This is a genomic window from Paenibacillus sp. XY044 (genome assembly GCF_002257645.1).
Lineage (GTDB): Bacteria > Bacillota > Bacilli > Paenibacillales > Paenibacillaceae > Paenibacillus_AQ.
The window spans coordinates 1,386,650-1,412,550 of sequence record NZ_NQMO01000001.1; the positions used below are offsets into that span (position 1 = coordinate 1,386,650).

Genomic DNA, 25,901 nt, shown 5'->3' on the forward strand with positions numbered 1-25,901 from the left:
TCATTTGACATCTGAATCCCTACCATATTAGTCTGATTAAAACGATGAAGGAGGAATTCGCATGGCCAATCCCGGTTTAACGAATGCCGGTTCCGCTGCGGAGCTGCAGGAACGCTTAGTGGACATCCGCCGCGATCTGCACCAGGAGCCCGAATTATCCAATGAAGAGTTCGAAACGACGCGCAAAATCAAAGCGTGGCTGAAGGAAGCCAATATTGAAATTTTGGATTTACCTAACTTGAAGACGGGGGTTATCGCCCAAATCGGGACCGGCAATGAACCGATCATGGCACTGCGGGCAGATATTGATGCGCTGCCGATCGACGAAGAGGTGGACGTTCCGTTCCGATCCAAGTATTCGGGGAAAATGCATGCATGCGGCCATGATTTTCATACGACCGTCGCATTGGGAGCAGCCTATCTGCTGAAGGAAAAAGAGGACGAGCTGCAAGGAACGGTGCGTATCATTTTTCAGCCGGCGGAAGAGACTGGACACGGTGCTAAAGACGTGGTGAATTCAGGAGGATTGGAAGGCGTTTCGGCGATCTTCGGCCTTCACAATTCGCCGGAGCTTGCGGTTGGGGAGCTGGGCACATGCGAAGGCGCCATCACCGCCGGCGTCGACCGGTTCGAAATCGTCATTAACGGAATCGGCGCCCATGCGGCGACGCCTGAGAAAGGGACCGATGCGATCGTAGCCGCATCCCAAATTATTCTGGCTTTGCAAACGATCAGCAGCCGCCGGGTTAGCGCACTGGATGCCGTCGTAGTTAGCGTAACCCGCATCTCCGGCGGGAATACATGGAACGTCCTTCCCGGAACGGTGGAGCTTGAGGGGACGGTCAGAACGCTGGATGTGGAAGTGCAGAAGCGGATTCCGGACACGATCCGCCAGATCATTGACGGGATTGGGGCTTCTGCGGGCGTCTCGGCCGAGTTGAAATGGTACCCGGGGCCGCTCGCCACGATCAACGATCCTTACTGGGCCCAATTTGCCAGCGAAGCGGCGGAGGAATCCGGGTATGTCACCAAAGTGCTTGGACCCAGCATGGGAGGAGAGGATTTCTCCTATTATCTTCAGCAAATTCCCGGCGCATTTGTGTACGTGGGGTCCAACTCGCCCTATGCACTGCACCATCCGAAATTTAATCCGGAAGAGGACGCCTTGCTCCCAGCGGCTGAATATTACAGCCATCTGGCGATACGGTGCCTGAACGAATTGAATACTCGATAAGCCGCGAGCTTCGCGGCTTTTTTTATTCCCTATTTTCCACCTCCTTACAGTCGTTGCGACATGGATAGGACGCGTGGGCATCCCAGGATTGAGCGATCGATCCCAAAGCCATGACAATCCGGCCGGTAATGTTTAAAATGGATGGTAATCGTACGATAGTATGCCACATACAGAGGAGACATTTATGAATGGTCGATAGCATCTTGTCATTTACGAATTTAAGCAAAACGATATCCACGGTCGCTAACAGAACACTCTTTGCGCAAATGTCCGGCACCGTCCCTTCAGGGGAAAAAATCGTATTCGTCGGGCCATCCGGCCAGGGCAAAAGCACCCTGCTGCGCATTCTGGGCCTGCTGGATGAAGCGGACAGCGGGGAGTTAGTGCTGCTCGGAAAGCCGCTGCAGCAGTGGGACCCCCAAGCCTGGCGCATGAACGTCTGTTACGTCAGTCAAACGCCGGTCATGCTTGAGGGCTCGATTGAGGATAATCTGCGTACGGTGAGCAGGCTGCATCATACGGAATATGATCCATCCTATGCGGCTCACCTGATGTCAAGCGTTGGGCTTGGAGACATGGGGCTGTCCAAAGAAGCTTCCACCCTCTCAGGCGGTGAAAAGCAGCGGGTGGCTCTCGTGCGGTCCTTATTGCTGCGGCCAAAGCTTCTGCTGCTGGATGAGATCACTTCCTCGCTCGACGATGTCAGCAAATATGCAGTCGAGCATCTGATCACGGACATCAACCGGCAAGAGGGAACGGGTTATGTCTGGATATCCCATGATCGCGAGCAAGCGGCACGGATCGGGGAAAGGGTTTGGTCGCTCTCCAATGGGACAGTGTCCGAGGGAGGGATAGCATGTCTCTAATTGCGCTGGCTTCGACGCTTGTATTTATTGCAGTATCCGTCGGCATATCCATATGGCAGAAGCTTGGACTCGAACGGGATATTCTGTTTGGAACGATTCGTTCTGCGATTCAACTGCTGGCTGTCGGGTTTGTTCTTCAATACATATTTGGCACACAACATCTGCTGCTCGTTGCATTGATCCTCGTCGTTATGATTGCGGTAGCTACCTGGAATGCAGGCAAGCGCGGAAAAGGGCTCCGGCGCATCTATCTGTACGTTGGTTTGACCATTACGATTACAGAAGTGGTGACGATGGGGTTGCTGCTCTTTCTAAGCATTATCCCGCTCACGGCTCGCTATGTTATTCCAATCAGCGGCATGACCATCGGGAACGCCATGGTCGTGTCCAGTTTGTTTCTGAACCAAATGAAACGGGAAGCAGTGACCTCGAGGGGAGAAGTGGAAACGCTGCTGTCTCTCGGCGCAAGCCCGCGCCAGGCGATCCATCGAATGCTGAACCGCTCGGCGCGTTCCAGCATGATCCCGACGATCGACGGGATGAAGACCGTCGGGCTCGTCCAACTGCCCGGCATGATGACCGGTATGATCGTGGCCGGGGCCAGTCCGCTGGAGGCGGTCCGTTATCAAATCCTGATCATGTTTGCGTTCGCTTCGTCGGCGGCGTTGACCAGCATTTTGCTGGCCCTGATGAGCTATCGGTTATGGTTCGGGAAGCTGGGCCAATTTATGCGTTCGGACTCGTAATAAATAACCTCTACAAAGTGAGAACTTGCTTTACTGTTGATTTCTGTGGTTTGTGAAGACGCTGATTGTTTTACATTAGGTCATAGTAAAAAAAGGCGGCGGGATTTGGACCCGCTGCCCTTTTCAATGAACCGTCTATTTTCCGGTGATATGGTGCGGACCGGTTAGATTTTCGTTTGTTTGAGATCTAGACAAATAAATGATCAAGGCCACAATGATGACGAGGAAGAAAGCGCTGGTTCCCACGGTTCCAAGCCCAAGGCCGCCGTCGCCAGGCGCCTGCGACAGATAATCGCCGAGGGATGCGCCGAACGGTCTTGTCAAGATATAAGCGAGCCAGAAGGCGAGAACGGCATTCAGCTTGATGCCGTAATATGCCAAGCTGATGATACCGATGATCGATGCAAACATGAGTGCCGAAATCAGGTATCCCAAGTTCATCGTCTCGGCGATGAGGTCTCCTGCGGCTGTGCCTAAAGCAAATGTAAACAAAATGGCCAGCCAATAGAAAGCTTCGCGTTTCTGCGTCGTAATGGAATGGATCGAAAGCGTCTTTTCGCTTGCGTACCAAACCACGAAAACTGCAATCAGCAGGATGGCAAACACACTGGTGCTCGTTTCCAGCGGAACTCCGAGGTTATCGGTCAGATTATCGGTGATCAAAGTGCCGACCACGCTGATTAATACGACCGATAGCCAATAGATCCACGGCACATACTTATCCGCCTTGAACTGTAGAACCAGAGATCCGATCAAAAGCATCGTCATCAGCAGAGTCGTTACGGTCAGTCCAAGGTTGAGGTTTTCGTTCAGCAGATCCGCTGCCGTCTCTCCAACGGTCGTTGCCATGATTTTAATGATCCAAAAAAAGATGGTGACTTGCGGCACTTTGCTTAACATCCGCCTTTCCGGACTCATGGGCGGTTGGATCAAGCCCTCCTTATTATGCGTAAACTGTTCCATCTACATCCTCCTCTATCGTCATAGAAACCACCTCCACTGCTTGCTCATGCTGCCTGAGTTGAGTCGGTTTTGTCCATGAGTGTAACAGCTGAGAATGAGAAATTTCTGTGAAAATGCACTATGTTTAAACGTACTGCGCAGCAGGCGCTTGGATAAAATTGCTTTTGGATGATATTGGACATTCTCATCCGTTTTTAATTTTCATCCTCTATAACTAGTTGTGAAGGGTAAAGTGCTAATCCGCATGGATTTCACTCATCCAATACGACTTTTAGGGAGGGTCTTATATGAATAACAACACGAACCTCATCAGAAAGAGCCGTATCGGCAAAACTTTTATGGGAATCGGCTTGTGCCTTTCCGTTGTTTTTTCCGGAAGTATGCTCTTGCCGGCCCATTCCGTTCATGCGGCATCCGTACAAGGCAGCTCCGTGGCGGATCAAGTCACCGCGACAGGTAAACAGTTTCTAGGCGTTCGCTATCAATTTGGAGCACCATCCGGCCGAACGGACGAATTCGATTGTTCCTCATTCACACAATATGTCTTTAAGCAAAACGGTATCGATCTGCCACGTTCATCAAGAGAGCAATCGCAGGTAGGTACGCCGGTGTCCAAGGATCAATTGCAGCCGGGGGACTTGGTTTTCTCTGATACGAATCATGACGGCGTCATCAATCATGTCAGCATTTATATAGGCAATGGACAGCTGCTGAATACCTACAGAGTCGGTATTGGCGTGACGGTGTCCGATTTTGCAGGAAGCACCTGGGATAAAACCTTTGTAACCGCTCGTCGCGTCATCTCCGACAATGGACAGGCTTCCGGCGGGCAGACAGCAAGCAGCCAGGCTTCGAACGAACATAGCAATAACGGACAGAATGCAAGCAGCCAAGATTCCAATGGACAGGATTCTGCCGATGCGTCAGTCACTGTACCATCGGCATCTGACGACCAAAGCGATTCCGTGCAAAAGCCGACAAATGAACAGAAGCATGCCTCCCAACATCATTGGAGAAAATCCGAAAGTGCAGATGGAGATCATCAAAAAAGGGAACAATAGAAAAGCATTCAAGGCAGAGTCTCTTAGGGGCTCTGCTTTTTGTATACAGAAAATGTTAGGAAGGATTATCATTTGTTTACAATTTCAAGGTATGATCAAACTAGTACTGAATGTTAAAAAGGCATCGGTACCTATCTTCTCATCGATTTCTCATGGAATTCCTATATCATTGTCATCGTAGCTGTAACCTGGAGGAGATATCAATGAAACGGATACTTATTATAGAAGACGAAAAAAGCCTCGTGCGCTTCATCCAGCTGGAACTTGAGCATGAGCAATTTTATGTGAAGGCCGCCTTTGACGGATCCAGCGGACTTCAGCTTGCTTTGGCGGAGGAATGGGATTTGATCCTGCTGGACATCATGCTGCCTCATTTGGATGGGGTAGAAGTGTGCCGCAGGCTCAGAGAAACGAAAAGCACCCCGGTGATCATGCTCACAGCGAGAGACGGCCTCGAAGATCGGGTGCAAGGCCTTGATAGCGGTGCCGATGACTATATCGCCAAACCGTTTGACATCGAGGAGCTTCTGGCCCGCATGCGCGCGATATTCCGCAGGATGGAGATGCAGGATCAACAGAATCGGGCAATTCTGACTTTCCGGGACATCACCGTGGATCTGGATGCCAGAGTAGCTACCCGGAGCGGAAACCCAATCGAGCTGACCAAGCGTGAATTCGACCTGCTGGTCGTGTTTATGAAACATCCAAACCTGGTCCAGACGAGAGATATGCTGCTTGATTTGGTATGGGGCTACGATTCGCAGGTGGAGACAAATGTGGTCGATGTGTACGTTCGGTATTTGCGGAATAAACTGGACTCTCCCGGAGAAGAAAGCGTCATCCAAACCGTGCGCGGAATGGGATATGTGATGCGCCCATGAAGCGGATGACCGATTGGCTCAAGCGGCTGCCTGTCATATGGAAGCTGATGATTGGCGCAACCCTGCTGATTTTCATGCTGTTCGCTACATACAATTTTGCCCAGTACCTGGTATTGAAGCACTGGATGTTGAAACAGGAACAGGACGCACTTCATGTCATGATGTCACAGGTTCAGGGTTATTTGAAGGAACAGCCGGCATCCAAGGAATCGCTGGAATCATCGGAAGCGAGCTCCTTCATGCGCAATATTCTCGGTAAAAATCAAATGATTCGCCTGATTGACGATAATGGGGCGAATCTGATGCTGGTCTCGAACCATTTTAATCCAAAATGGATCACCCCCCGTCCGGGCACAACAAGTTCTTTGCAGGATGCGTGGCATGAAGAGGATCACATTCTCGTGTACCGGTCGCCGTTTACGTTCAAGAACGACCGGGGAACGATCGAAATTGCGACGAATCTCGAGACCTTTGACCATTTTAACGCTACACTGCTGTGGGTCATGGTTATCGGAGGTTTTCTGGCCGTATGCATCAGCGCTGCCAGCGGCTGGGCGATCGCCAAGCAGTTTTTGCGGCCGGTTAAGGCGCTTGCCGTTACCATTCAAAATGTGAAGCAAAACGGGCTTCAAGAACGCGTCGCAAATATCGGAAACGGGGATGAGTTATCGCAGCTGGCCAGCCTGTTCAATGAGCTGATGGACCAACTGGAAGTGTCTTTCCGCAAGCAAAAGCAGTTCGTGGACGATGCTTCGCATGAGCTCCGCACGCCCATCACCATTCTGGAAGGCCATTTGAACTTGCTGAACCGGTGGGGGAAAAAGGATCCGGCTATCCTGGAGGAATCGCTGACGGCGTCACTTCAAGAAGTCCGAAGACTGAAGGGGCTCGTGCAAGGGCTCCTGGCGCTGTCAAGGGCAGATTCCTCGACATTAACTGAACATATCGAGCTTGTCACCATCGACCCCTTTTTGGGCCAGACCCTTCAGCGGATGGAGGACTTGTACCCGGAATTTGCTTTTCGCTTGAAAGCAGAGGGGACCGGTACGATGGTGAGGATCAACCCGCTTCACCTGGAGCAGATGCTGTTTATCGTCATTGAAAATGCAGTCAAATATTCAGCGGATCATAAAGAAATCGACATTCGCTGCTATGAAGAAAATAAACGGGTGTGCATATCGATTCAAGATTATGGAATCGGCATCCCGACGGCCGAGATCCAGCATGTATTCGACCGATTTTACCGCGTCGACCGGGCTCGCAGCCGAGAAATTGGAGGAACAGGCCTAGGTCTGGCGATCGCCAAAAATCTCATTTTGCATTATCAAGGCGAAATCGCGATTACGAGCGTCGAAGACGAAGGAACACGCGTAACCTTGTCGTTCCCTGGGATATCTTTCTAAAGCCGATGCTTCGTTTGGCTGGTTCTCATTAAATTTTCATATTCCTGCGCTAAGCTGATCTCTACCGATCGTTATTTAGAATGAACTCAAGAAATTCATGTTCAAGGGCTTGGATAAGCCGTGACAACAGGGGTTTCAATTCGAAACTTGAGTTCAATCTATATATCAGATCAGAAAAAGCAGAAGGAGTATGAGAATGAGCATCGGTCAAATCGATTATCAACTATTTCATGTCATTAACGAGTGGGGAAGATCCGTTTATTCCCTGAATTCTGTTATGCGTTTACTGGCGGAGCGTGCATTTTATTTGTTTTTTGTCGGACTGCTGGTTTATTGGTTCACCCGTAAGGAGAGCAACCGGAGAATGGTGGCGGAGTCCGTCGTCTCCGCTGCCATCGGGCTTGGAATCAGCTGGGTGATCGGCCACCTATTTTATCGGGATCGCCCGTTTGTGGCCCATTCTGTGCTCCAATTGATCCCGCATCCTGCCAATGCATCATTTCCAAGTGATCATTCCATCGGAGCATTTGCCATTGCCGCGATTTTCGTGATATATCGCCGAAAAGAAGGGATCATCTGGCTGATCTTGGCTGCGAGCATCGCATTCTCCAGGGTATGGACGGGAGTACACTATCCGCTCGACGTATTAGGTGGGGCGCTGATCGGTATCATATGTGCAGCAGGGGTGCACCGCCTTGCAGAGCGCTTCTTGTTCGTATCCCGTTGGTTTAATACAGGTCTCGGGTGGTATGAAAAATACGAATCGAAGATTTTGCCCCGGCACCTGAATAAAGAAGAACAAATACCAGCAGGGAAGTGAACGGCAATGCGTATGCGAAAAATACCGATTCTGTTGGCTCTTCTCAGTATCTTATGTTCCTGTACTGGGCCTAAGGGAGCCGGTCAAGCGGAGGCGGGGCAAAGCGTTTCAGAGCCCCAGACGGTGAAACCCGTTAGCCAAAATGCAGCGCTAAGCGAAAGAACAGTGAAGATTCCCGATCATGTCGTCATCGTCGTGGAGGAGAATCATTCCCGCAAAAATATTATCGGAAATCAGGCGGCACCCTATATGAACAGCCTGGTTAAGCAGGGGGCGTATTTCACGGAATCGTATGCCAATGCTCATCCGAGCCAGCCGAATTATCTTATCCTGTTTTCCGGTTCTGACCAAGGCGTTCACAATGATTCCTGCGGGCATACGTTTAACGCGCCAAATCTGGCAAGCGAGCTGTTCAAACACAAGCTTACCTTTGCCGGATACTCGGAAGGACTTCCATCCGTCGGATCGACCGTGTGCACCAGCCATCAGTACGGAAGAAAGCATAGTCCCTGGGTGAACTTTACGAACGTTCCAAAATCGGCTAACCGTAGGTTTGTCGACTTCCCGGCCGATTACAGCCAGCTTCCGACTGTTTCCTTTGTGATCCCCAATCTGGATCACGATATGCATGATGGAACGATCCAAGCGGCAGACAAGTGGCTTAAACAGAACATGGGTCCCTATATCGAATGGGCGAAGAGCCACAACAGCATGCTGATTTTAACCTGGGACGAAGACGATTACGGCAGCCGGAATCATATCCCGACCATCATTGTGGGGGATCATGTGCGTCAAGCCTTAATCGATCAGAACGTCACCCATTTAAATGTTCTGCGGACATTGGAAGACCTGTACGGTTTGCCGCATCTTGGCCGCACCTCAGGCAGCGAACCGATCCGGAATCTGTGGAAAGCGTCGTAACTGAAATTTAAGCCATGGAATTTGAATATAGATGGGGAGTGAGAGGCATGTATGAGCAGCTTCAGGATATGGATTTATTTTTGCAGTCGATGCATGACTTGGAAACGCGTATTCGCCGTATGATTCAACGGTCCGGCCTCTCCGAGAATGAGCAGCAATTTATTTTGGACCATATATTGGTCATTCCCGGAAAAGATTTTTCATATCAGCGAAACTACGGTTAAACTCTTGGCAGATCATTCTGACCGGATCAGGCATAGACTTGTGTCGCCTGGCTAATCCGATGAGACCATAGGGAGGGAACAAGCATGTCTAACCGTCACCCGCGTATCTTAATTTTGACTGCCGGCTTTGGAGACGGACATCTGCAGGTATCCTCGGCATTATTGCATTATTTTCATGCGCAGCAGGTCAACCAGGTGCAGATCATTGACCTCATGAGGGAAGCTCATCCGGTACTAAATTCCTTTTTCTCGAAAGTGTATCAAATGAGCTCGTTTACGTCCCAACTGGGCTTCGATTATTACGGCTGGAGCTATTACATGACCAGGGATTCCAATCCATCCGGTCCAGTGATGCGGTACCTGAACGGATTCGTTAAACCCAAAATGCTGGAGACCATCAGCCGTTTCCGGCCCGATGCGGTCATCAATACATTCCCTTTCGGCGTCGTTTCGCCGCGGGAATGCGTTCATGCCGCGCGTACGTTTACCGTCATTACCGATTATGCCCTCCATTCCCGCTGGATTCATCCGGATACGTACGCCTATTATGTGGCTACCAACGAGATCAAGGACATGATGGTCCAAAATTATGACGGCTTGGCGGGGAAAATCAGCGTTACCGGTATCCCTGTGCGTCCCCAATTCTATTCTGCAGCTGCCGAAGCGCCGCTGCGCCGTGCTGCACAAGGAATGACCAAGGGTAAACGTATTTTGATTATGGCAGGCACTTTTACTGTGTTCCAGCAGCTTGTCGAGCTCATTCATCTGCTGGTTGACCAGGAAGTTGGCGAAATCACAGTCGTATGCGGACGCAAGCAGCAAGCCTATGAGAAATTAACAACGCTGTTTTCAGATCAGCCGCAGGTGAATATTCTTGGATACGTGAAGAACATTCACGATTTGATGGCCGCGTCCTCCTGCATCGTAACGAAGGCTGGGGGCATAACTTTATCCGAAGCCGTCATCCTGAAGCTGCCGATTTTTATTCTCAGTCCTTATGGCGGACAGGAGAGGGAAAACGCCAGGTATTTTAAAAACCACGGCATGGCCCAGATTTCATCCAATGTCCGTCAGCTCGCGGATCAGCTCCGGCACTTTCTCGGGGCACCGGTGATATCCGATCGGATCCGCGGGAATATGGCTGAATTTCATAAAGGAACAGCAGGCGAGCTGATCGTGAACGATATTTTGATGACGCTGCAGAATCATCAAGATGCAAACCATGATTATGAGCTAGTGCTTCGTCCGTAAACGATGAAAAACTCATTCAAATGGTTCGTCATGCTGCTCGTAACCGGTTTGGCGATATATTCCGTTTATGTGCTGGAAACAGGGGATGCGGAACGTATTATCGCGTGGATACGCCACTATCGTCTCCTTGGCTTCATCACTGTGCTGCTGTTTCAAACCCTGCTTAATATGCTCCCGCTGCCAGGCGAATTCACCGCTATAATGGTTCTGGAAATCTACGGACCTTATTGGGGAGGTCTCTGCTTGTGGGCGTCGGGGATCATCGGAGCTATCGGGGGGTATTGGCTGGCCCGGTCTTTCACTTCATATTTTGCGGGTACGCGGGTTGAACCGTATCTTGCCAAAATGGAGGATTGGCTGAGAACCAGCGAGTTTAAAGGTCTTCTGTTCGCCCGGTTTGTTCCGTTTATTCCCTATCATGCCGTCAACTATGCCGCTGGGCTTCTGAGGGTGAATATCATCGCTTATATCCTCACGACGTCTATCGGCGTGTTCCCGCATACTGTGGCGATGAGTGTCATGTATGCCGGGTTTCGGAAAGGTTCGCTGCTCTGGGCTGTCATCGGCTGCATGATTTTTATCATTCTGGCCGGTTTGTCATGGTATGTAAAGAAGCGGACGTCCGGCAAGTCTCAGGATAGCAGGGTAACGGCGGATTAACCTAAACAAGGAGTGATAGCAGCCAAGGAACGGTGGTCCGTTTATTGGAACCAATGAGGAAATAGCTTAGCGTTTCAAAATATGACACGTTACTTCCTACCAAGCTCGACGGATTTCCGTTAGGCTTGGTTATTTCGGATTGGAGCCTGCGTTTTGACAAGAAGGCACGATCCTTTTCTACTGCGGATCATTCGAAACGGGTTCAGCGCATGTTAAAAGCGTGAAATTGAGGGGAAATATAAAGAGGGCGGCTTCATTAAAGCCGATCAAGATTAATTAAGGTAATGCGGTTATGTGTAGAGGGAGCTGGAAGTACGTATGCTGACGAACATGCTTGAACATTATGGTTACGGGTTGATATATCTATTCTTGTGCCTGGAAATGCTTGCCCTTCCTCTTCCCGGCGAAATGATGATGAGCTATACCGGCCTGTTTGTGTATGAGGGCAAGCTGAGCTGGCTGCTGAGCATGGCGTCGGCCGGAGCCGGCGTTTTGACCGGCGTGACTTTATCTTATTGGATTGGGTACCGGCTGGGACGCCCTTTTATTTCCCGACACGGCGGCAAAATCCATCTCACCGATGAGCGGATGGATCAAATCAGCGGCTGGTTTGAGCGTTATGGGGATAAGCTTCTGTTTGCCGCTTATTTTATACCGGGAGTCCGTCACATTACCGGCTACTTTTGCGGCGTCACGCGTATGCCATTCCGGCGTTATGCGCTTTTTGCCTATACGGGTGCGCTTTTTTGGGTTGGCCTGTTCATTTCGCTCGGCAAGGTGCTCGGCCCGAAATGGGAAGTATATCACTCTACGGTCAATCGGTACATGGTTGTGTTCGGGATCGGTTCGGCACTGGTGACAGCGGCCATTTATGCGTACCGGAAATATAAACGCCCAGTGATCGAGCGATTGATGGATTTGCTGGCAAGCGGGGTACGCCACTTTCAATCGTTCGGCAAGGTCCGTCTATTGCTCTTAGCCTCGTTTGCCGCGTTTGTATTGTTTTTTTCATTGATGCTCGGCGTTATCCAGGATTTTTTGGCGCATGAGTACGGACAATTCGACCAAATCGCCGCATATATCGTTTCGACTCTGTTCGGCCCCGAGTGGGCAGGTTGGATGCGTGTGTTCGAAAGGTTTGGAACCTTGGATTTGTATGGACCTGTTCTATGCCTGACAGGCTTGTGGATCGTGCTCCACAGCCGGGACCGCATGCTGGATTTGACGTTTTTGGTTTGGGTCGTGGCCGGCGGGGAGCTATTGGACAGAGTGCTTCGCCTGTTGTTTCACCGTCCAGGCCCGGTTGCAGCGGGCGTACAGCTGTTCAATACATTTCCGAGCGAAGAGACGTTAGTCACGCTGACGGTATGCGGATTCTCGGCTTTTATGCTGCTGCGGCATTATCGCTTCCGTTATGTCCGGATCCCAGTAGTATTGGCAGTGATCGTAGTTTGTTTGGCCGTAGGGATCAGCCGGATTTATTTTCATTTGCAATTCCCAAGCGATGTGTTTGCCGGGTACATTTTTGGTGGAGTCTGGGTCAGTCTGCATGTGATGCTGCTGGAAGTTATGCGAAAGTTCAAGGAGTCTGAGATCGGCACGGCCACCGAATAAGACAACAGGAAAAATGGCGTGTGATCCGGTTATTTCACGGCAACCAGCAGCGCGCCGATCGCAATCAGCACGACGCCGGCCGAGTTTAGCCAGGATATCTTTTCGCCTAGAAACAGAAAAGCCAGAATGACGGCGATCACGACGCTTAACTTGTCGATCGGCCCGACTTGCGAAACTTTGCCGTACTTGAGGGCCAAAAAATAAAACAGCCACGATGTTGCACCTGCCACTCCGCTAAGCACGATGAAGCTGAGTGCTTTTTTCTGTGTCAAAATGCCTCCAAGCTGGCCGAACTTCCCCTGTACGGCAATGACGCCGAGCAGAAACAAGGCCATAATCACGGCCCGAATCGCCGTGGCGGCATTGGCATCGATGTTTTGCAGACCGATTTTCCCGAAAATGGACACAAGCGCAGCCGCTGCGGCTGAAAGCAACGCGTAAATAAGCCATGCAGGCATAAGCATCCCCCTTTTTCCATAAAAGACTTTTCAATAGCGGCAAAGATTCCCTATTATAGTATTGTTCATCACTGGGTCAAATCATGAATGATTTTACAAAATATCCATTCCCCGAATCCCTGGTACGATTTTCCGCGTAAAGAGGGATAGGATGAAAAGAAATACATGAAAAGAGGTGGACTGCCATGGAGAAACAGACCAAGGCTTTTCCTGACCATATCAAATTTTGCTATCCGTGGCGCTCCTATCAGAAGCGGATACTGGACCGATTGGACGAGCATTTGCGCAATCGGCACCTGCATCTTGTCGCGCCTCCCGGATCCGGCAAAACCGTTTTGGGCCTGGAAGTCATGCTGCGCATCAACCGGCCGACGATGATCTTGGCACCGACCTTGACGATTAAGGAGCAGTGGGCAAACCGCTTCATGGAACTTTTTCTGGATACGGACCAACGACCGGATTGGTTGTCAACTTCGATCCGTCATCCGGCCATGGTCACGATTACTACATATCAGGCCTTACATACCGTCCTCAGTGCCGCCGAGAAAAAGGATGAGGAGCAGGGATACCAAGAACATGGATCGGCTCCGGAGGAGCAGGAGATTCAAGAAGACACGGATGAGGCGGTGAAGGAAGACGAGGTGGACCAGCCTTCAGAAGCGATGGAGATGATGGAAAAGCTGAAGAAGCTGGGACTGCACACCGTCATTTTTGACGAGGCCCATCATTTGCGCGTGTCCTGGTGGAGGAGCGCCGTTCAGCTGTGCGGCATGCTGGAGCGGCCGACCAAAATTGCGCTGACGGCAACGCCTCCGTATGACGTGAACCCGAACGAGTGGCAGCGCTATATCGAGCTGTGTGGGCCGATTGATGAGGAGATCAACGTGCCTGAGCTTGTCCGCCATGGAGAATTGTGTCCGCATCAGGATTACATCATGCTGACACCGCCTGAGGAGAACGAAGCGGCCCAACTGCGCGAGTTTCGCATGCAGGCGGCAAAGCTGAGAGGCGAGCTCATCCGGGACCCGTTCATGACGGAGCTGATCGCCGGCCATCCTTGGATAACGAACGCGGAATCCCATATGGAAGAGATTTTATCTTCTCCAGAATATTACTCGAGCATGGTCATTTTCTTGCGGGCGGCAAATCAGCCGGTGTGGCGCGACGCGGTCAAACTGCTGGGGCTTAAAGAGGCGGATACTCCCAATCTAAGCGACGAATGGCTGGAGGAGCTGCTCGGCGGAATTTTGTTCAAAGATCCCAACGTGGATTCCGATAGGCCGGAGCTGAAGGAGCTCCGCAGGCGGCTCAGCCAACTCGGTATGATTGAGCGGCGGAAGCTGTACTTGCGGTCTACGCCGTCGCTGGACAAAATGCTGGTTCACAGCGTATCGAAGCTGAAGCAAATCGGACATATTCTCGATTTTGAAAGGACCGTCCTCGGCAAAGGGCTGCGCATGGTCATCCTAACCGATTATATCCGGAAGGAAGACATGCCTAAGCAAGCGGGGGAGGAGCAGCCGCTTCAGCGCCTCGGGGTGGTCCCGATTTTCGAAACGATCCGCAGACGGCTTAAAGAAAAAGAACCGAGCGGGCGGGAGCTCCCCATCGGCGTTCTGAGCGGTTCGCTTGTGATCCTGCCTACCGAAGCAGCGGCTTGGGTGCGGGAGAGGGCCGATCAGCGCGGAATTACGCTCACGGAGCGGCCGCTTGTCCACGATTCCGAATACGTGTCGATTGAGGTGCGCGATTCGAATCGTTCAGTTATCGTCGAATGGGTCACAGAGACTTTTAACCAAGGCGGCGTCCGCGTACTCGTCGGTACGGCTGCGCTGCTCGGCGAAGGCTGGGATGCGCCGGGGATCAATTCGATGATCATGGCCTCCTACGTAGGCTCTTTTATGCTGTCCAATCAGATGAGGGGACGGGCGATCCGGTCGCAGCGGGGCAATCCGGACAAAACCGGAGCGATATGGCATTTGGCCTGCGTCGATACGGAGCTTGCTGACGGCGGGGAGGATATGGCGTCTCTTGCCAGACGCTTCCGCTCTTTGGTGGGCTTGTCCATTACGAATGAAACGATCGAGTCTGGCATGGAGCGTATGGGATTGGCGCAGGGGCAGTTATCGGAAAGAGATATTGGGCACTACAATGCTCAAACGTTGGAGAGGGCAAAAGAGCGGCATTTGCTCAAGGAGCACTGGGGAGCAGCCGTCGCCCTTCAGGGTTCGATGACCGAGGAGCTGAAGGCGGATCGGAAGAGTGTTCCTCGGCCGGTGGTCTATCCTTATACGATTAAAGCGGTTCTGATTTTCGCGTTGGTGCTGGCATTGGAAACCTTTTTTGACGCGGCTTCATCGCCTCAGATGCTGAATTCGGATGCGCCGGGATGGTTCAAATTCGGTATCGCTGCGCTCTTGGCGGCCGTCTGTGCCAGCCCCTGGATCTACAGGGCTGCAAAAATGACGATCAAGCACCAGTCGCTGGACCGAAGCATTCGCGAAGTCGGATTAACCATATATACCGTGCTGTATGAAATGAAGCTGGTTCAGCCCGCACCAAGCATTCATCTGATCGGAACCCAGGAGGAAGGAGGTACCGTCGTATGCTGGCTGAGAGACGGAAGCACGCATGAAAAGACGCTGTTTTTGAATGCCCTGCAGCAGCTGCTCGATCCGATCGACAACCCTCGCTATCTTGTTTATCGCACATCGCAGCGGTGGCTCAGCCGGTCGCATGATTACCATGCCGTTCCGGAGGAGATCGGGCGACGCAAAGAACATGCCGAGCGCTTTGCCGTTCTGTGGCGAAAGCATATCGGACCTGCCGAGCTGGTCTATACCCGAACTCCTGAGGGCCGCAAGAAACTGCTCGATGCGAGAGCGAAGTCCCTGACATCGATGTTTGTCCGCAAATCCGAGCGGGTCAGTGCTTGGCGGTAAGCTGAGCAAACCATTGCATGCGGCACTGAAGCTGGTGATTTATATGCGAGGAAATTCCTCAAGGGCAGCAACCAACAGCTGATTCCCGGCGTTTATTGATTAGGCACTCATCTTTTTAAAACGGGAGGATCCTATCTGATGCGCTTCAAACTACAATGGAATTCATTTCTGCCGGCTGCTCTTCTGGCCGCCACTGCAGCAATCGTTTTCGCGCTGCCTGTTAGCGCCGACAATCCTGCGGCACCCAAAGCAGCAGCAAAAACGGTCATTAATATTACGATGAACGGTAAAGCTTCAAATCTGAAAACGCCTCCTATCCTGGATCAAGGCTCGGTTTATCTACCGGTCCGGGATATAGGGGAGCTGCTCGGGACCTTGGTGTCCTGGAACGATCAAGCCAAAACCGCAACGATGAGGTATCCGAAGCTCACGGTGAAACTGCCTTTCGGCTCGACAAGTGCGAACGTCAATGGGCAGACTGTCGCACTGTCCTCGCCTCTTCGAATGGTCGACGGGCGGGTGTACGCCCCGCTGCGCTTTTTCTCTGAGGCTGCAGGCGTGGATGTGAAATGGGAGAAAGCCACGCAAACCGTACATATGGTGAAATCGGACGATTACCTCAACCTGTACTCGTGGCTAACGATATGGTGGGATCGCACGTCCCATGAGCTGTATACGGCTAAGGACGAACAATCCGATGTATTGAACATTGGGAAGCTGGATGTGGAGATGCAGGGAACAATTTCGGCTGAAGGCGGGCTCCAGCAAGGAGGGAATACGGTGCTGACGTTTGTGGATAGATACAACAATCAAAAACCTCACTATGAAGTCCATTCCCTTTTGATAAGAGATAATAAAATCGTTTCGCAGAAGGATGCGGCCTATGACCTCCGGTACGAACGAAATACGTCATATTATCAGATCTATGATCCTAAAGGCTGGATTGAATATACGGTGTTGACGGACGGAAAGATCGTGTGGGTATATAACGATGAAGGGAAGATCGTCTCCACGTATGATTTGCCTGCGCTGACCAAACAGAATGACGTGTTCGGCGTTCAGGCCGTTGGCACGGATTATTTGGTGGTTCGGCCGGGCCGAACCGGAATGCTGACGCTGGTCGATCTGAAGGACAATACAACCACGATACTCGCCGACAAGCTTTTAACGGGAAAAGATTTGGCATACGCTCGTGAGAACCAGATGCCGTATCCTGGAGATACGCTGAGCTTCGCCGGGGATACTGGGTATCCTGGGTATGGAATTTTAGATTTCGCTTATCTCAGCCCGTTCCAAAAAAACGCCCGCTCCGAGCGACTGACCTACGAACGGCCGTCTTATGCCGAAGAAAGGAAGGCACTCCCTAAAGAACGCAGCTTTCAGGAGATGGCCGCTTCTTGCTCTGTCGACACCGTGAAGTCTGTTCATATGCAGGATGGGGACATCACTTATAAACCGTTGATCGCAGCGAACAAGCAGGATCAGGAGGGGATTCGTACCGTTTGCCGGATCCTAAAAAAAATTACCGCCGAAGGCACGGAAGTGACGCTTCCGCGGACATTTCCTGAAACGTTCTTCCACGGCATGTCGGTAGAGTTTGCTGCCGGGGATTCCGTCAGCATTTACAGGTCTGGAGGAAACAAGCTGGCCGTGGGCTCCGAGTTAGGAGGAAAAAATATTTATCTCGATAATGCGCAAATGGTTAAAGAGTTTGAACATCTCAAAGTCTCAAAGTGAGGCCTTAGGAATGACGATCAGGAAACAAGCCGAGATGGAAGCCGGCTTGTTTTTTGTTTTTCAAGGCAAAACAAATTTATAATAAGGCGGCAAGTCGAAGGTTCCATGCCAATATTTTGGGAAAATAACCCTTGACACAAAAAACCAGCCTGTGTATATTATTAATTAACAAATCGTTAATTGTTAATCGAAACAGGAAAGGCGCCAGCAAACATGTCCAATGAACAAGCACTTCAGCAATACGATGTCCGTAAGTACCGCACACCTGACGGCTATACATCCGATATCGCGGTCTTTACGATCCGTTCGGAGAAGACCGAGGTATTTAAACCGCCGGTCATGGAGCTGCAAATTATGCTGATTCAACGAAGCATGACGGACAGCGAAGGCCGCCCGAACATCGAAGCAGGGAAATGGGCGCTGCCGGGAGGCTTTGTAGAGCCGACGGAATCCGCGTTTCAAACCGCGCAGCGGGAACTGAAGGAAGAGACCGGTGTCGAGCATATTCATCTGGAGCATTTTGGCGTGTACGATACGCCGGGCCGGGACCCGCGGGGCTGGATCATTTCGAACGCGCATTACGCGATCGTGCCGGAGCGGCATTTATCCCAGCGGGCAGCCAATGACGATGCGAGCGAGGTCGAGCTGTTTCCGGTCGACGACGTACTGTCGCTGGAACTGGCGTTTGACCATGAAGCCATCATTAAGGACGCCATAGCAGTCATTCGGCGGAAGTTGCTCGAGACGACTGCCGCCAAGGATTTTCTGCCGGAAGAGTTTACGTATTCGGAACTGCAGAGCGTTCTGCTTACCGTAACGAACGATTCGGCGATTGCGCTGGATGCTGCTTTTGCCAGAAAGATCAAGTCGCTCCCGTTTATCCAGGAAGTGGCCGGCAAGAAGACGAGCCGAACGTCAAAGAAACCGACGCAGCTGTACCGCTTTGTGGACGCGGACATCAGCAGCTCCATATATCACAGCAAGAAGTAAATCCATTTTACAGAAATAGAGATCTATTTTTTTTCGAACAATAATTTAACATTTGGTTAATTGTTATTTTACAAAAGGAGGACCAACCCATGAATCAGCAATCGAATCCAGCTACCGATCCCCGTTATGCAGATGACAGCCTTGCGCTGCATACGGATAAATATCAGATCAACATGACTCAGGCATATTGGCAGGATGGAATTCATGAACGGCGGGCGGTATTTGAGGTTTATTTCCGCAAAATCCCTTTTCAGCACGGTTACGCCGTCTTTGCCGGACTGGAGCGGGTGGTACGGTATCTGCAGCAATTCCGCTTTACGGAATCCGACCTGGCCTACCTGAAGGAAGAAGGATACAGCGACGAATTTTTGAAGTATCTGTCCGGAATCCGGTTTACGGGGACGGTGAGTTCCATGAGGGAGGGCGAGCTGGCGTTCGCCAATGAACCGTTGATTCGGATCGAAGCTCCGCTGGCGGAAGCCCAATTGATCGAGACGGCCATTCTGAATATCGTCAACTATCAGACGTTGATTGCGACAAAAGCTTCCCGCATCAAGCAAGTTACCGGTTGCGACGTCACGATGGAGTTCGGATCCCGGCGGGCTCAGGAAATGGATGCGGCCATCTGGGGGACGCGGGCGGCGTACATCGGAGGTTTTGATGCGACATCGAATGTCCGCGCAGGCAAGCTGTTCGGTATCCCGACTGCAGGAACGCATGCCCATGCGATGGTTCAGGCATACAGGGATGAATACACTGCATTTTGCAAATATGCCGAGTCTCACCGGGACTGCTTCTTCCTGGTCGATACGTATGATACTTTGAAATCAGGCGTACCGAATGCGATTAAGGCAGCCAAGGCATACGGGGACCGGATCACCTTCAAAGGCATACGTTTGGATAGCGGCGATCTGGCTTATTTATCTAAAGAGGCTAGAAAAATGCTCGACGATGCCGGTTTTCCGCAAGCCCAAATCTATGCCTCCAACGATCTCGATGAACAAACGATCATGAGCCTGAAAGCGCAGGGGGCGCAGATTGATGTGTGGGGTATCGGTACCAAACTCATAACTGCTTACGATCAGCCCGCATTGGGAGCCGTATACAAGCTGATTGCCATTGAGAATGATGCCGGCGAAATGGTCGACACGATCAAGATCAGCTCGAATCCCGAAAAAATTACAACCCCGGGCCGAAAACGGGTCTACCGCATCATCAACCGGAGCAACGGCAAATCGGAAGGCGATTATATTGCGCTGGAGCATGAAGAACCGCAGACAGAAACACGCCTCAAAATGTTCCATCCTGTGCATACGTACATTGCCAAGTTCGTGACCGATTTTGAGGCCAGGGAACTTCACCTACCGATTTTTGAAAACGGACAGCTGGTGTATGAACTGCCTGCCTTGAGGGATATCAGGGCGTTTGCACATGACAACCTTCGAGTGCTCTGGGAGGAATATCAGCGGATTCTGAATCCGGCCGAATATCCCGTGAACCTGAGCCAGGCGTGCTGGGATAATAAAATGAAGCTGATCGAGGGGATCCAGCGGGACATTGAACGGCAGCTGCAATCTTAAGGAGGGTAATATGGCGAAAATCGGAATATACGGATCATCATTTGATCCCATTACTAACGTTCATCTGTGGACGGCCAGCACCGTGGCTCACCGCTGCAGGCTGGACCGGGTGATCTTCCTGCCCTGCTCTAGCAAAAGGCCGGACAAAACGCTGCATGCCAGCGACGAGCAGCGGTGGAGCATGATTCAACTCGCAATTGAAGGCAATGATAAATTTATCGCGGACGATTATGAGATGAAACAGGCGGGGTGGGAAATCGCTACCTACCTGACGCTGAAGCACTACAAGGAGATCTTCCCGGAGGACGATATTTACTTCATCATGGGAGCGGATCTGCTGCTTGATATTGGAGAAGAGAAATGGAAGAAATCCGAGGAGCTCATTCAGGAAAACAAATTTATCGTGATGGCGCGGGATGGTATTAACATGCTGGCGGCCATCAGCAAATCGCCGATCCTGCGCAACGCCGATGACGGGCAGACGTTCCATCTGATCGACAAAGGGCTTGCGATGGAAATCAGCTCGACGTACATCCGGGATGAATTCAAACGAGGCGGGGAGCCGCGTTATCTGGTTCCCGACAACTGTTATGCTTATATGAACCAACATAAATTATACCGATAGAAGGGAGTCAGTCTAATGAATACACAACAACAAATTATTCAAGAACTTCATGTGAAGCCCGAGATTAAGCCGGAAGAGGAAATTCGGAGACGAATCGGTTTCCTTAAGGATTACTGCAAAAAGACAGGTGCCAAAGGATTCGTGCTTGGCATCAGCGGCGGGCAGGATTCCACCCTGGCCGGACGGCTTGCCCAGCTGGCGGTCCAGGAACTTCGAGCGGAAGGATACGATGCGAAATTTTACGCGGTGCGGCTCCCTTTCGGCATTCAGCAGGACGAGAATGACGCGCGGAAGGCGCTGGATTTTATCAAACCTGATGAGAGTTTTGATTTCAACATCATGAATGCCGTCAACGCCTTCGCTCTTACTTATTCGGAATCGACTGGGGGCGGGCTTCCCGATTATCACAAAGGAAACGTCAAAGCCAGAATGCGGATGATCGTCCAATACGCCATTGCCGGTGAACGCCAGTGCTTGGTGATCGGCACGGACCATGCCGCCGAAGCGATCACCGGATTCTACACAAAATTCGGTGACGGAGGAGCCGATATTCTGCCTCTTACCGGACTGACCAAGGAGCAGGGGCGCCAGCTGCTCAAAGCCTTGAAGGCCGAAGAGCGGCTGTATCTCAAGACGCCTACGGCCGATCTATTGGACAACAAGCCGCAGCAGCCGGATGAAACCGAGCTGGGCATGGAATACGAGGTGATCGACGAGTATTTGACCGGGCATCAAGTTGAACCAAAGGAGCAAGACAAGATCGAGCAGCGTTACAAACATTCGCAGCATAAACGTGAGCTGCCGGTGACCCCATTTGATGAATGGTGGAAATAAGGTCGGTATCAAGGCATGGCGACTGCTATAATGAATGAAATGAGCCGAATGAGGTGACCCTGCATGGATATCCAGTCCATTATAAATCAAATAACAGAACAGCTTCGTAAAGTGAATGGGGTATCGGCCATCGTGCTTGGCGGTTCCCGAGCACGGGGGACCCACCACCCTGGTTCGGATATCGATATCGGCATCTATTACGATTCAAGTGAGGGATTGGATATCGAAGAACTTCGCCGGATTTCAGCCGACCTGGATGATGACGGCAGAAAGGACCTGTTGACGGAGATCGGGGGATGGGGACCTTGGATCAATGGCGGAGGCTGGCTGCGAGTCGAACAAATCCCCGTCGATTTTTTGTACCGAGATATCCGTAAAGTCTCCAGGATCATAGACGATTGTCTCAATGGAAACATCACAATCGACTATCAACCAGGACACCCTCACGGCTTTATCAACTCCATTTATCTGGCGGAAATCGCCTTGTGCCAAGTGCTATGGGACCCCTCGGGTATCATTTCCGCATTGAAGCCCAGAACGGCGCCGTTCCCGGCCGTTTACCGGCAGGCGATCATCGGCAAGTTTTTGTGGGAGGCCAAATTTTCGCTCGAGATCGGGATGAAAGGGGTCGTCAAAAAAGACGCCTCTTATGTCGGTGGATGCTGCTTCAGGGCGGTTTCCTGCTTAAACCAGGTATTGTTCGCCATAAATAATCAGTACTGCATGAACGAAAAGGGAGCCGCAGCCATCATCGACGGCTTGGATATCGTGCCTACTGCATACGCAGAGCGGATTAATCAAATGTTTACTTTGATTTCGGCTGATGCCGAACGGTTGAAGGAGGCACTCGACATCCTGGGCGGCCTGGTGCATGAAACCGAGCGTCTGATCACATCGGCCGATTGAAGCCCCTGTGCCTCTAGCCAACCATGGTAATAAAGTTGAAAAAAAGCTGCCGGGAATTCGGCAGCTTTTTCGCGTTTGTATTCATTGAATATTCAATTATCTTAGAGTTTTGAGAGCTCCGCTCCAAGCAACGACCTGATCCAGCATCGCGTTGACATTGTCCAGATGAAGAGCTTGCGGTTTAAAGACCGAACCGTTTTCGAAATCGGTGAACAGAGATAACGTTGGATGAACACGAACGTCGGCAACCAAAAGTTCTCCCAAGATGCCGCGCAAATGTTCCGCCGCACGGGCACCGCCTGTGGAGCCATAGCTCACGATGCCTGCTGCCTTGTTGTTCCACGCTTCACGGGCAAAATCAATGGCGTTCTTCAGTGCGCCGGTAATACTGTGGTTGTATTCCTGAACGATGAACACGAAGCCGTCCAGCTCGCCGAGCTTTTGGTTCCAGGTGACGATTCCAGGTTCGGAACCATCTGTCGTTCCAAGGAAAGGCAGTTGATAATCGCTGATATCCACGATTTCGTAGTTAGCGTCACCGCGTTGGTCTGCGATTTCTTTCACCCATTGTCCTACTTGAGGGCTTACCCGGCCTTGACGTGTGCTTCCCAAAATAATTCCGATGTTCAATTTGCTCATTGTGACTTCCTCCTTGGCTGTTGAGCCAAATATTTTTTTGAAAAACGACATCTTTGCACCACCTGAATCACCAATGAAGTGTATTTTGATTATGAACCGACTGCAGTCTGAATTCATTAGTAAGTTACTTTACGTAAGTTATTATATTTTTTTAATCTAATGTTGTCAAGACAAAAACTTTATTTAAGTAACTTAGGTGCAAACACACTGAAATGGCCGCGCTAGAAAGGAAGCATGGACCGCGGTGTTGAAGTAAATAAAAGCGGTGGCCCGTAAGACAGAAAGCGAAAGGTGAGATCATACGATGAAGGCTTTAGCCGACATGAACATCGATAATGTTCCGTGGCATCGGTTGACGACGGCATATGGGAGAGGCACGGACATTCCCCGGTTGATTGACGAAAATCGGTACGCTCCATTGGCAGAACTGATTGAACATCAAGGAACCTTGTGGCAGGTGACCCCTTGGACCGTTCTTGTACTAATAGAGGAATTAAGAAAAAAGGAACCAGAACAGGTGTCAACGGATGAAATTGAATTATACCTAGCTGTAGCTTCAGCAAATTCAGATCAAGATATACAAAAAGTGGGAACGATTCAATCCATGAACGAGCTGTTGGATGACCAGTATCTATGGCCCGATCAAGATAATGGGGATGAGGAGCAGTGGGAGGAAGAAGAACCGCGCGGTTATGAGCCCGATGCTTTCTACGGATATTTTTATTTCAGCGGATTGCTGCTGAAGCAGGGAATACCGGACTTTAACCGGATCATGAGCGGAAACGTGGAGCTTGCTCCAGGCATCAGGAAACTGCTGTCACTGCTTGAGCAAACATACCGTTGAATATTATAGCTTTTAGTTAAAATCAATTAAAAAGAAGCACACACCGCATATCGGCGTGTGCTTTTTGTAATCTACATCTGTTACTTGCCTTGTATGCTCAGTTCGGCAAGATTGGGATTCCAATCTACTTGACATCCCAGCTGCTTGAACAGGGAAGCAGGCACCATGACGGCGCCATTTATCATACTTACCGGGCCGGACAATGCAATGGACCGCCCCTGAATGGCGGCTTCGGCCGAGCCGGATCGGAAGGTTACCGTAGTTTGGCCGTACTGAAGCCTGTAAGTAGTCCCCGCCTGATCTGAAGAGGCCTCGAGTGAACCTCCGAGCTCCTTCGCTACGCTTTTGACAGGTACGATGATCGAGTTATTCTTGTTGACTGCCGGGAAGGAGGCAGGGAGCAAGCTGCCGTTGATACGAATTGTGATCGGCCGCTGAATGGGAACCGGAGCGTATTCCATGCCGTCACCCGTATTTCGCGGGACGCCAACCTCGTTCCAATTGTTCGCACCCCAGCCGTATACCTGGCCTTTGGCATCAACGGCCAAACGATGGGTATCCCCGGCCGCTGCCGATGCAATCCTCTGCAGTCCTTTGACTTTAATGGCTGATCCGCCCGGTTTGCCGTCGTACATCCACACTTCTCCTTGCCGGGTCACCAGCAATGCATAACCGGGGGAAGCATAAACATTACGGACCTGAAGGGACGGCTGAATGCTGACTAGCTTTACATAAAGCTTTGCTGTGCCCGAAGAAGCTTGGATAGACCATTTCCATACCTTGCCGGAGCTGTCTACTCCATAAGCATCATAGGCATGCTGCGTGGAAATTTGCTTCAATGCCGGCAAACCCTGTATTCGGACCGGTACGGAGAGGTGGAGCTGATTCTCTGAGGTGTTCACCGTAAACCTCCAGACAGATCCGGCGGAATCCAGCGCATAGATAAAATCGGATGCCGACTGCAGTTGGACGATATTTTTCAAGCCATTAACTGAAATCGGCGGGCCCGAATCGCCTCTCTTCTGATCTCTCATCCACGCTTTAACGGACCCATCGCTTCCGAGACCAAAGCTGTACTTTTGCAGTGTCGTTACTTGCGAGATTCCGGATAAACCCGGGAGCGCTCGCGGAACCTGGGTTTCCCGGACGTAGCCCGGCCGTGATCCCCATTCCCATACCGTTCCGTCGCGTGCTACGCCCAGTTGGTAACCATACCCGTCGGTAGCTATCGAGTTCAATGGTGGCAGTGTGCTGAGCCGAACAGGTGCCGCCATGCTGGAAACCGCTGTGGTATCGGGAATCCCGAGTTCGCCCAATAAGTTTCTTCCCCAGGTCCACACCGAGCCGTCTGCCCTTAATCCGACAGAATAATAATTCCCGGCTGCCACCTGAACGAAAGCCGTTCCCAAAGCGGCGGTGCTGGAAGCTGAAGCGGCCGGTGACTCTGCAGAGCTGGAAGCCGATAACAGTGTTGCAGAATCCATGCGATCTCCCGGTTGAGTGGATGCTGCCGCAAGCGTATGGGGTGATACCGCCGCCATAACCACTGCAGATAGCAGCACGCCTTGCATGAAGCGGGAATATTTCATGATCATCCTCCGTGTTCTTTTTTCATGAATCTACTAATCAAGACGCAAGCAACATGCGGGAAGTTGCGCGACCCAAGCGTAATCTTTATCGGAAAAGATCCTTGTCCGGCCAA

General features: G+C 51.2%; 24 protein-coding genes and 1 pseudogene. 21 read left to right on the forward strand and 4 right to left on the reverse strand.

The features are described 5' to 3' along the window. The first annotated feature begins 61 nt into the window (after positions 1–61). From CJP46_RS06425 to CJP46_RS06435, 3 genes are all read left to right on the forward strand, one after another. Positions 62–1,234 (forward strand): amidohydrolase, encoded by a 1,173-nt coding sequence (locus CJP46_RS06425; RefSeq protein ID WP_094594725.1) that lies wholly within the window; start codon positions 62–64, stop codon positions 1,232–1,234. 188 nt (positions 1,235–1,422) lie between these two features. Beyond that, complete coding sequence (locus CJP46_RS06430) at positions 1,423–2,100, forward strand: ABC transporter ATP-binding protein (RefSeq protein WP_094594726.1); 678 nt, start codon at positions 1,423–1,425, stop codon at positions 2,098–2,100. After that, positions 2,091–2,846: an ABC transporter permease gene (locus tag CJP46_RS06435; protein WP_094594727.1), complete on the forward strand. Its 756-nt coding sequence runs from the start codon at positions 2,091–2,093 to the stop codon at positions 2,844–2,846. The genes CJP46_RS06430 and CJP46_RS06435 overlap by 10 nt, the downstream gene beginning before the upstream one ends. A gap of 135 nt (positions 2,847–2,981) precedes the next feature. Here CJP46_RS06435 and CJP46_RS06440 read toward each other — a convergent pair whose 3' ends face one another. Beyond that, positions 2,982–3,809 carry a COG4705 family protein gene (locus CJP46_RS06440; RefSeq protein ID WP_094594728.1) on the reverse strand — a complete coding sequence of 276 codons (828 nt, stop codon included), beginning with the start codon at positions 3,807–3,809 and terminating at the stop codon, positions 2,982–2,984. A 287-nt stretch (positions 3,810–4,096) separates the two neighbouring features. On the opposite strand from CJP46_RS06440, the gene CJP46_RS06445 reads away from it, so the two are divergent. The 10 genes and pseudogenes from CJP46_RS06445 to CJP46_RS37495 all read left to right on the forward strand — a co-directional run bounded on the left by CJP46_RS06445 (position 4,097) and on the right by CJP46_RS37495 (position 12,644). After that, positions 4,097–4,870 carry a C40 family peptidase gene (locus CJP46_RS06445; protein WP_094594729.1) on the forward strand — a complete coding sequence of 258 codons (774 nt, stop codon included), beginning with the start codon at positions 4,097–4,099 and terminating at the stop codon, positions 4,868–4,870. A 203-nt stretch (positions 4,871–5,073) separates the two neighbouring features. Beyond that, complete coding sequence (locus tag CJP46_RS06450; RefSeq protein WP_094594730.1) at positions 5,074–5,751, forward strand: response regulator transcription factor; 678 nt, start codon at positions 5,074–5,076, stop codon at positions 5,749–5,751. Then, a complete protein-coding gene (locus tag CJP46_RS06455; RefSeq protein WP_094594731.1) occupies positions 5,748–7,154 on the forward strand; it encodes an ATP-binding protein in 1,407 nt (468 codons plus the stop codon). The genes CJP46_RS06450 and CJP46_RS06455 overlap by 4 nt, the downstream gene beginning before the upstream one ends. A gap of 196 nt (positions 7,155–7,350) precedes the next feature. Continuing rightward, positions 7,351–7,974, forward strand: coding sequence for an undecaprenyl-diphosphatase (locus CJP46_RS06460; RefSeq protein WP_094594732.1), 624 nt, complete (start codon positions 7,351–7,353; stop codon positions 7,972–7,974). A 123-nt stretch (positions 7,975–8,097) separates the two neighbouring features. Continuing rightward, positions 8,098–8,895, forward strand: a complete 798-nt coding sequence (locus CJP46_RS06465) for an alkaline phosphatase family protein (RefSeq protein WP_256992210.1) — start codon at positions 8,098–8,100, stop codon at positions 8,893–8,895. Between the two features lie 47 nt (positions 8,896–8,942). Then, entirely contained in the window at positions 8,943–9,119 is a 177-nt protein-coding gene (locus CJP46_RS36080; protein ID WP_179281051.1) for a hypothetical protein, read from the forward strand. An 84-nt stretch (positions 9,120–9,203) separates the two neighbouring features. Beyond that, positions 9,204–10,370 carry an MGDG synthase family glycosyltransferase gene (locus CJP46_RS06470; protein ID WP_094594733.1) on the forward strand — a complete coding sequence of 389 codons (1,167 nt, stop codon included), beginning with the start codon at positions 9,204–9,206 and terminating at the stop codon, positions 10,368–10,370. Positions 10,371–10,373: 3 nt separating this feature from the next. Further along, positions 10,374–11,030, forward strand: coding sequence for a TVP38/TMEM64 family protein (locus tag CJP46_RS06475; RefSeq protein ID WP_094594734.1), 657 nt, complete (start codon positions 10,374–10,376; stop codon positions 11,028–11,030). 408 nt (positions 11,031–11,438) lie between these two features. After that, positions 11,439–11,795, forward strand: a pseudogene (locus tag CJP46_RS37490) (DedA family protein); the annotation flags it as partial. Between the two features lie 447 nt (positions 11,796–12,242). Next, entirely contained in the window at positions 12,243–12,644 is a 402-nt protein-coding gene (locus tag CJP46_RS37495; protein ID WP_373557973.1) for a phosphatase PAP2 family protein, read from the forward strand. A 29-nt stretch (positions 12,645–12,673) separates the two neighbouring features. Here CJP46_RS37495 and CJP46_RS06485 read toward each other — a convergent pair whose 3' ends face one another. Then, entirely contained in the window at positions 12,674–13,102 is a 429-nt protein-coding gene (locus CJP46_RS06485; protein ID WP_094594736.1) for an EamA family transporter, read from the reverse strand. 185 nt (positions 13,103–13,287) lie between these two features. Here CJP46_RS06485 and CJP46_RS06490 point away from each other — a divergent pair, with 185 nt between their 5' ends. The 7 genes from CJP46_RS06490 (at position 13,288) to CJP46_RS06520 (ending at position 22,716) form a co-directional block, all read left to right on the forward strand. After that, positions 13,288–16,044, forward strand: coding sequence for a DEAD/DEAH box helicase family protein (locus CJP46_RS06490; protein WP_094594737.1), 2,757 nt, complete (start codon positions 13,288–13,290; stop codon positions 16,042–16,044). A 138-nt stretch (positions 16,045–16,182) separates the two neighbouring features. Further along, the gene (locus tag CJP46_RS06495; RefSeq protein ID WP_094594738.1) at positions 16,183–17,781 is read left to right on the forward strand and encodes a copper amine oxidase N-terminal domain-containing protein; all 1,599 of its coding nucleotides are present in this window, start codon (positions 16,183–16,185) and stop codon (positions 17,779–17,781) included. 213 nt (positions 17,782–17,994) lie between these two features. After that, complete coding sequence (locus CJP46_RS06500) at positions 17,995–18,771, forward strand: NUDIX hydrolase (RefSeq protein ID WP_094594739.1); 777 nt, start codon at positions 17,995–17,997, stop codon at positions 18,769–18,771. An 89-nt stretch (positions 18,772–18,860) separates the two neighbouring features. Then, positions 18,861–20,351, forward strand: coding sequence for a nicotinate phosphoribosyltransferase (locus tag CJP46_RS06505; RefSeq protein ID WP_094594740.1), 1,491 nt, complete (start codon positions 18,861–18,863; stop codon positions 20,349–20,351). A 10-nt stretch (positions 20,352–20,361) separates the two neighbouring features. Beyond that, a complete protein-coding gene (gene nadD / locus CJP46_RS06510) occupies positions 20,362–20,976 on the forward strand; it encodes a nicotinate (nicotinamide) nucleotide adenylyltransferase (RefSeq protein WP_094594741.1) in 615 nt (204 codons plus the stop codon). 15 nt (positions 20,977–20,991) lie between these two features. After that, positions 20,992–21,810: an ammonia-dependent NAD(+) synthetase gene (gene nadE, locus CJP46_RS06515; protein WP_094594742.1), complete on the forward strand. Its 819-nt coding sequence runs from the start codon at positions 20,992–20,994 to the stop codon at positions 21,808–21,810. Positions 21,811–21,873: 63 nt separating this feature from the next. After that, on the forward strand, positions 21,874–22,716 hold the full coding sequence (locus CJP46_RS06520; RefSeq protein ID WP_094594743.1) for a nucleotidyltransferase family protein: 843 nt from the start codon (positions 21,874–21,876) through the stop codon (positions 22,714–22,716). Between the two features lie 96 nt (positions 22,717–22,812). Here the strand turns inward: CJP46_RS06520 and CJP46_RS06525 are convergent, their stop codons facing one another. Continuing rightward, a complete protein-coding gene (locus CJP46_RS06525; RefSeq protein ID WP_094594744.1) occupies positions 22,813–23,406 on the reverse strand; it encodes an NADPH-dependent FMN reductase in 594 nt (197 codons plus the stop codon). Between the two features lie 253 nt (positions 23,407–23,659). Here CJP46_RS06525 and CJP46_RS06530 point away from each other — a divergent pair, with 253 nt between their 5' ends. Beyond that, positions 23,660–24,199, forward strand: coding sequence for a hypothetical protein (locus CJP46_RS06530; protein WP_094594745.1), 540 nt, complete (start codon positions 23,660–23,662; stop codon positions 24,197–24,199). Between the two features lie 80 nt (positions 24,200–24,279). On the opposite strand, the gene CJP46_RS06535 is transcribed toward CJP46_RS06530, so the two are convergent. Beyond that, the gene (locus CJP46_RS06535; RefSeq protein WP_179281052.1) at positions 24,280–25,788 is read right to left on the reverse strand and encodes a stalk domain-containing protein; all 1,509 of its coding nucleotides are present in this window, start codon (positions 25,786–25,788) and stop codon (positions 24,280–24,282) included. Between the last annotated feature and the right edge of the window lie 113 nt (positions 25,789–25,901).

Excerpts from the sequence above, each read along its gene's own strand:
- CJP46_RS06470 (WP_094594733.1), top strand. The coding sequence starts at position 9,204 with ATGTCTAACCGTCACCCGCGTATCTTAATTTTGACTGCCGGCTTTGGA.
- CJP46_RS06490 (WP_094594737.1), top strand. The coding sequence starts at position 13,288 with ATGGAGAAACAGACCAAGGCTTTTCCTGACCATATCAAATTTTGCTAT.
- CJP46_RS06440 (WP_094594728.1), bottom strand. The coding sequence starts at position 3,809 with ATGGAACAGTTTACGCATAATAAGGAGGGCTTGATCCAACCGCCCATG.
- CJP46_RS06525 (WP_094594744.1), bottom strand. The coding sequence starts at position 23,406 with ATGTCGTTTTTCAAAAAAATATTTGGCTCAACAGCCAAGGAGGAAGTC.
- CJP46_RS06505 (WP_094594740.1), top strand. The coding sequence starts at position 18,861 with ATGAATCAGCAATCGAATCCAGCTACCGATCCCCGTTATGCAGATGAC.
- CJP46_RS06450 (WP_094594730.1), top strand. The coding sequence starts at position 5,074 with ATGAAACGGATACTTATTATAGAAGACGAAAAAAGCCTCGTGCGCTTC.
- CJP46_RS06485 (WP_094594736.1), bottom strand. The coding sequence starts at position 13,102 with ATGCCTGCATGGCTTATTTACGCGTTGCTTTCAGCCGCAGCGGCTGCG.
- CJP46_RS06530 (WP_094594745.1), top strand. The coding sequence starts at position 23,660 with ATGAAGGCTTTAGCCGACATGAACATCGATAATGTTCCGTGGCATCGG.
- CJP46_RS06475 (WP_094594734.1), top strand. The coding sequence starts at position 10,374 with ATGAAAAACTCATTCAAATGGTTCGTCATGCTGCTCGTAACCGGTTTG.
- CJP46_RS06460 (WP_094594732.1), top strand. The coding sequence starts at position 7,351 with ATGAGCATCGGTCAAATCGATTATCAACTATTTCATGTCATTAACGAG.
- CJP46_RS36080 (WP_179281051.1), top strand. The coding sequence starts at position 8,943 with ATGTATGAGCAGCTTCAGGATATGGATTTATTTTTGCAGTCGATGCAT.
- CJP46_RS06535 (WP_179281052.1), bottom strand. The coding sequence starts at position 25,788 with ATGAAATATTCCCGCTTCATGCAAGGCGTGCTGCTATCTGCAGTGGTT.
- nadD (WP_094594741.1), top strand. The coding sequence starts at position 20,362 with ATGGCGAAAATCGGAATATACGGATCATCATTTGATCCCATTACTAAC.
- CJP46_RS06520 (WP_094594743.1), top strand. The coding sequence starts at position 21,874 with ATGGATATCCAGTCCATTATAAATCAAATAACAGAACAGCTTCGTAAA.
- CJP46_RS06455 (WP_094594731.1), top strand. The coding sequence starts at position 5,748 with ATGAAGCGGATGACCGATTGGCTCAAGCGGCTGCCTGTCATATGGAAG.
- CJP46_RS06500 (WP_094594739.1), top strand. The coding sequence starts at position 17,995 with ATGTCCAATGAACAAGCACTTCAGCAATACGATGTCCGTAAGTACCGC.
- nadE (WP_094594742.1), top strand. The coding sequence starts at position 20,992 with ATGAATACACAACAACAAATTATTCAAGAACTTCATGTGAAGCCCGAG.
- CJP46_RS06425 (WP_094594725.1), top strand. The coding sequence starts at position 62 with ATGGCCAATCCCGGTTTAACGAATGCCGGTTCCGCTGCGGAGCTGCAG.
- CJP46_RS06435 (WP_094594727.1), top strand. The coding sequence starts at position 2,091 with ATGTCTCTAATTGCGCTGGCTTCGACGCTTGTATTTATTGCAGTATCC.
- CJP46_RS06430 (WP_094594726.1), top strand. The coding sequence starts at position 1,423 with ATGGTCGATAGCATCTTGTCATTTACGAATTTAAGCAAAACGATATCC.
- CJP46_RS06445 (WP_094594729.1), top strand. The coding sequence starts at position 4,097 with ATGAATAACAACACGAACCTCATCAGAAAGAGCCGTATCGGCAAAACT.
- CJP46_RS06495 (WP_094594738.1), top strand. The coding sequence starts at position 16,183 with ATGCGCTTCAAACTACAATGGAATTCATTTCTGCCGGCTGCTCTTCTG.
- CJP46_RS37495 (WP_373557973.1), top strand. The coding sequence starts at position 12,243 with ATGCTGGATTTGACGTTTTTGGTTTGGGTCGTGGCCGGCGGGGAGCTA.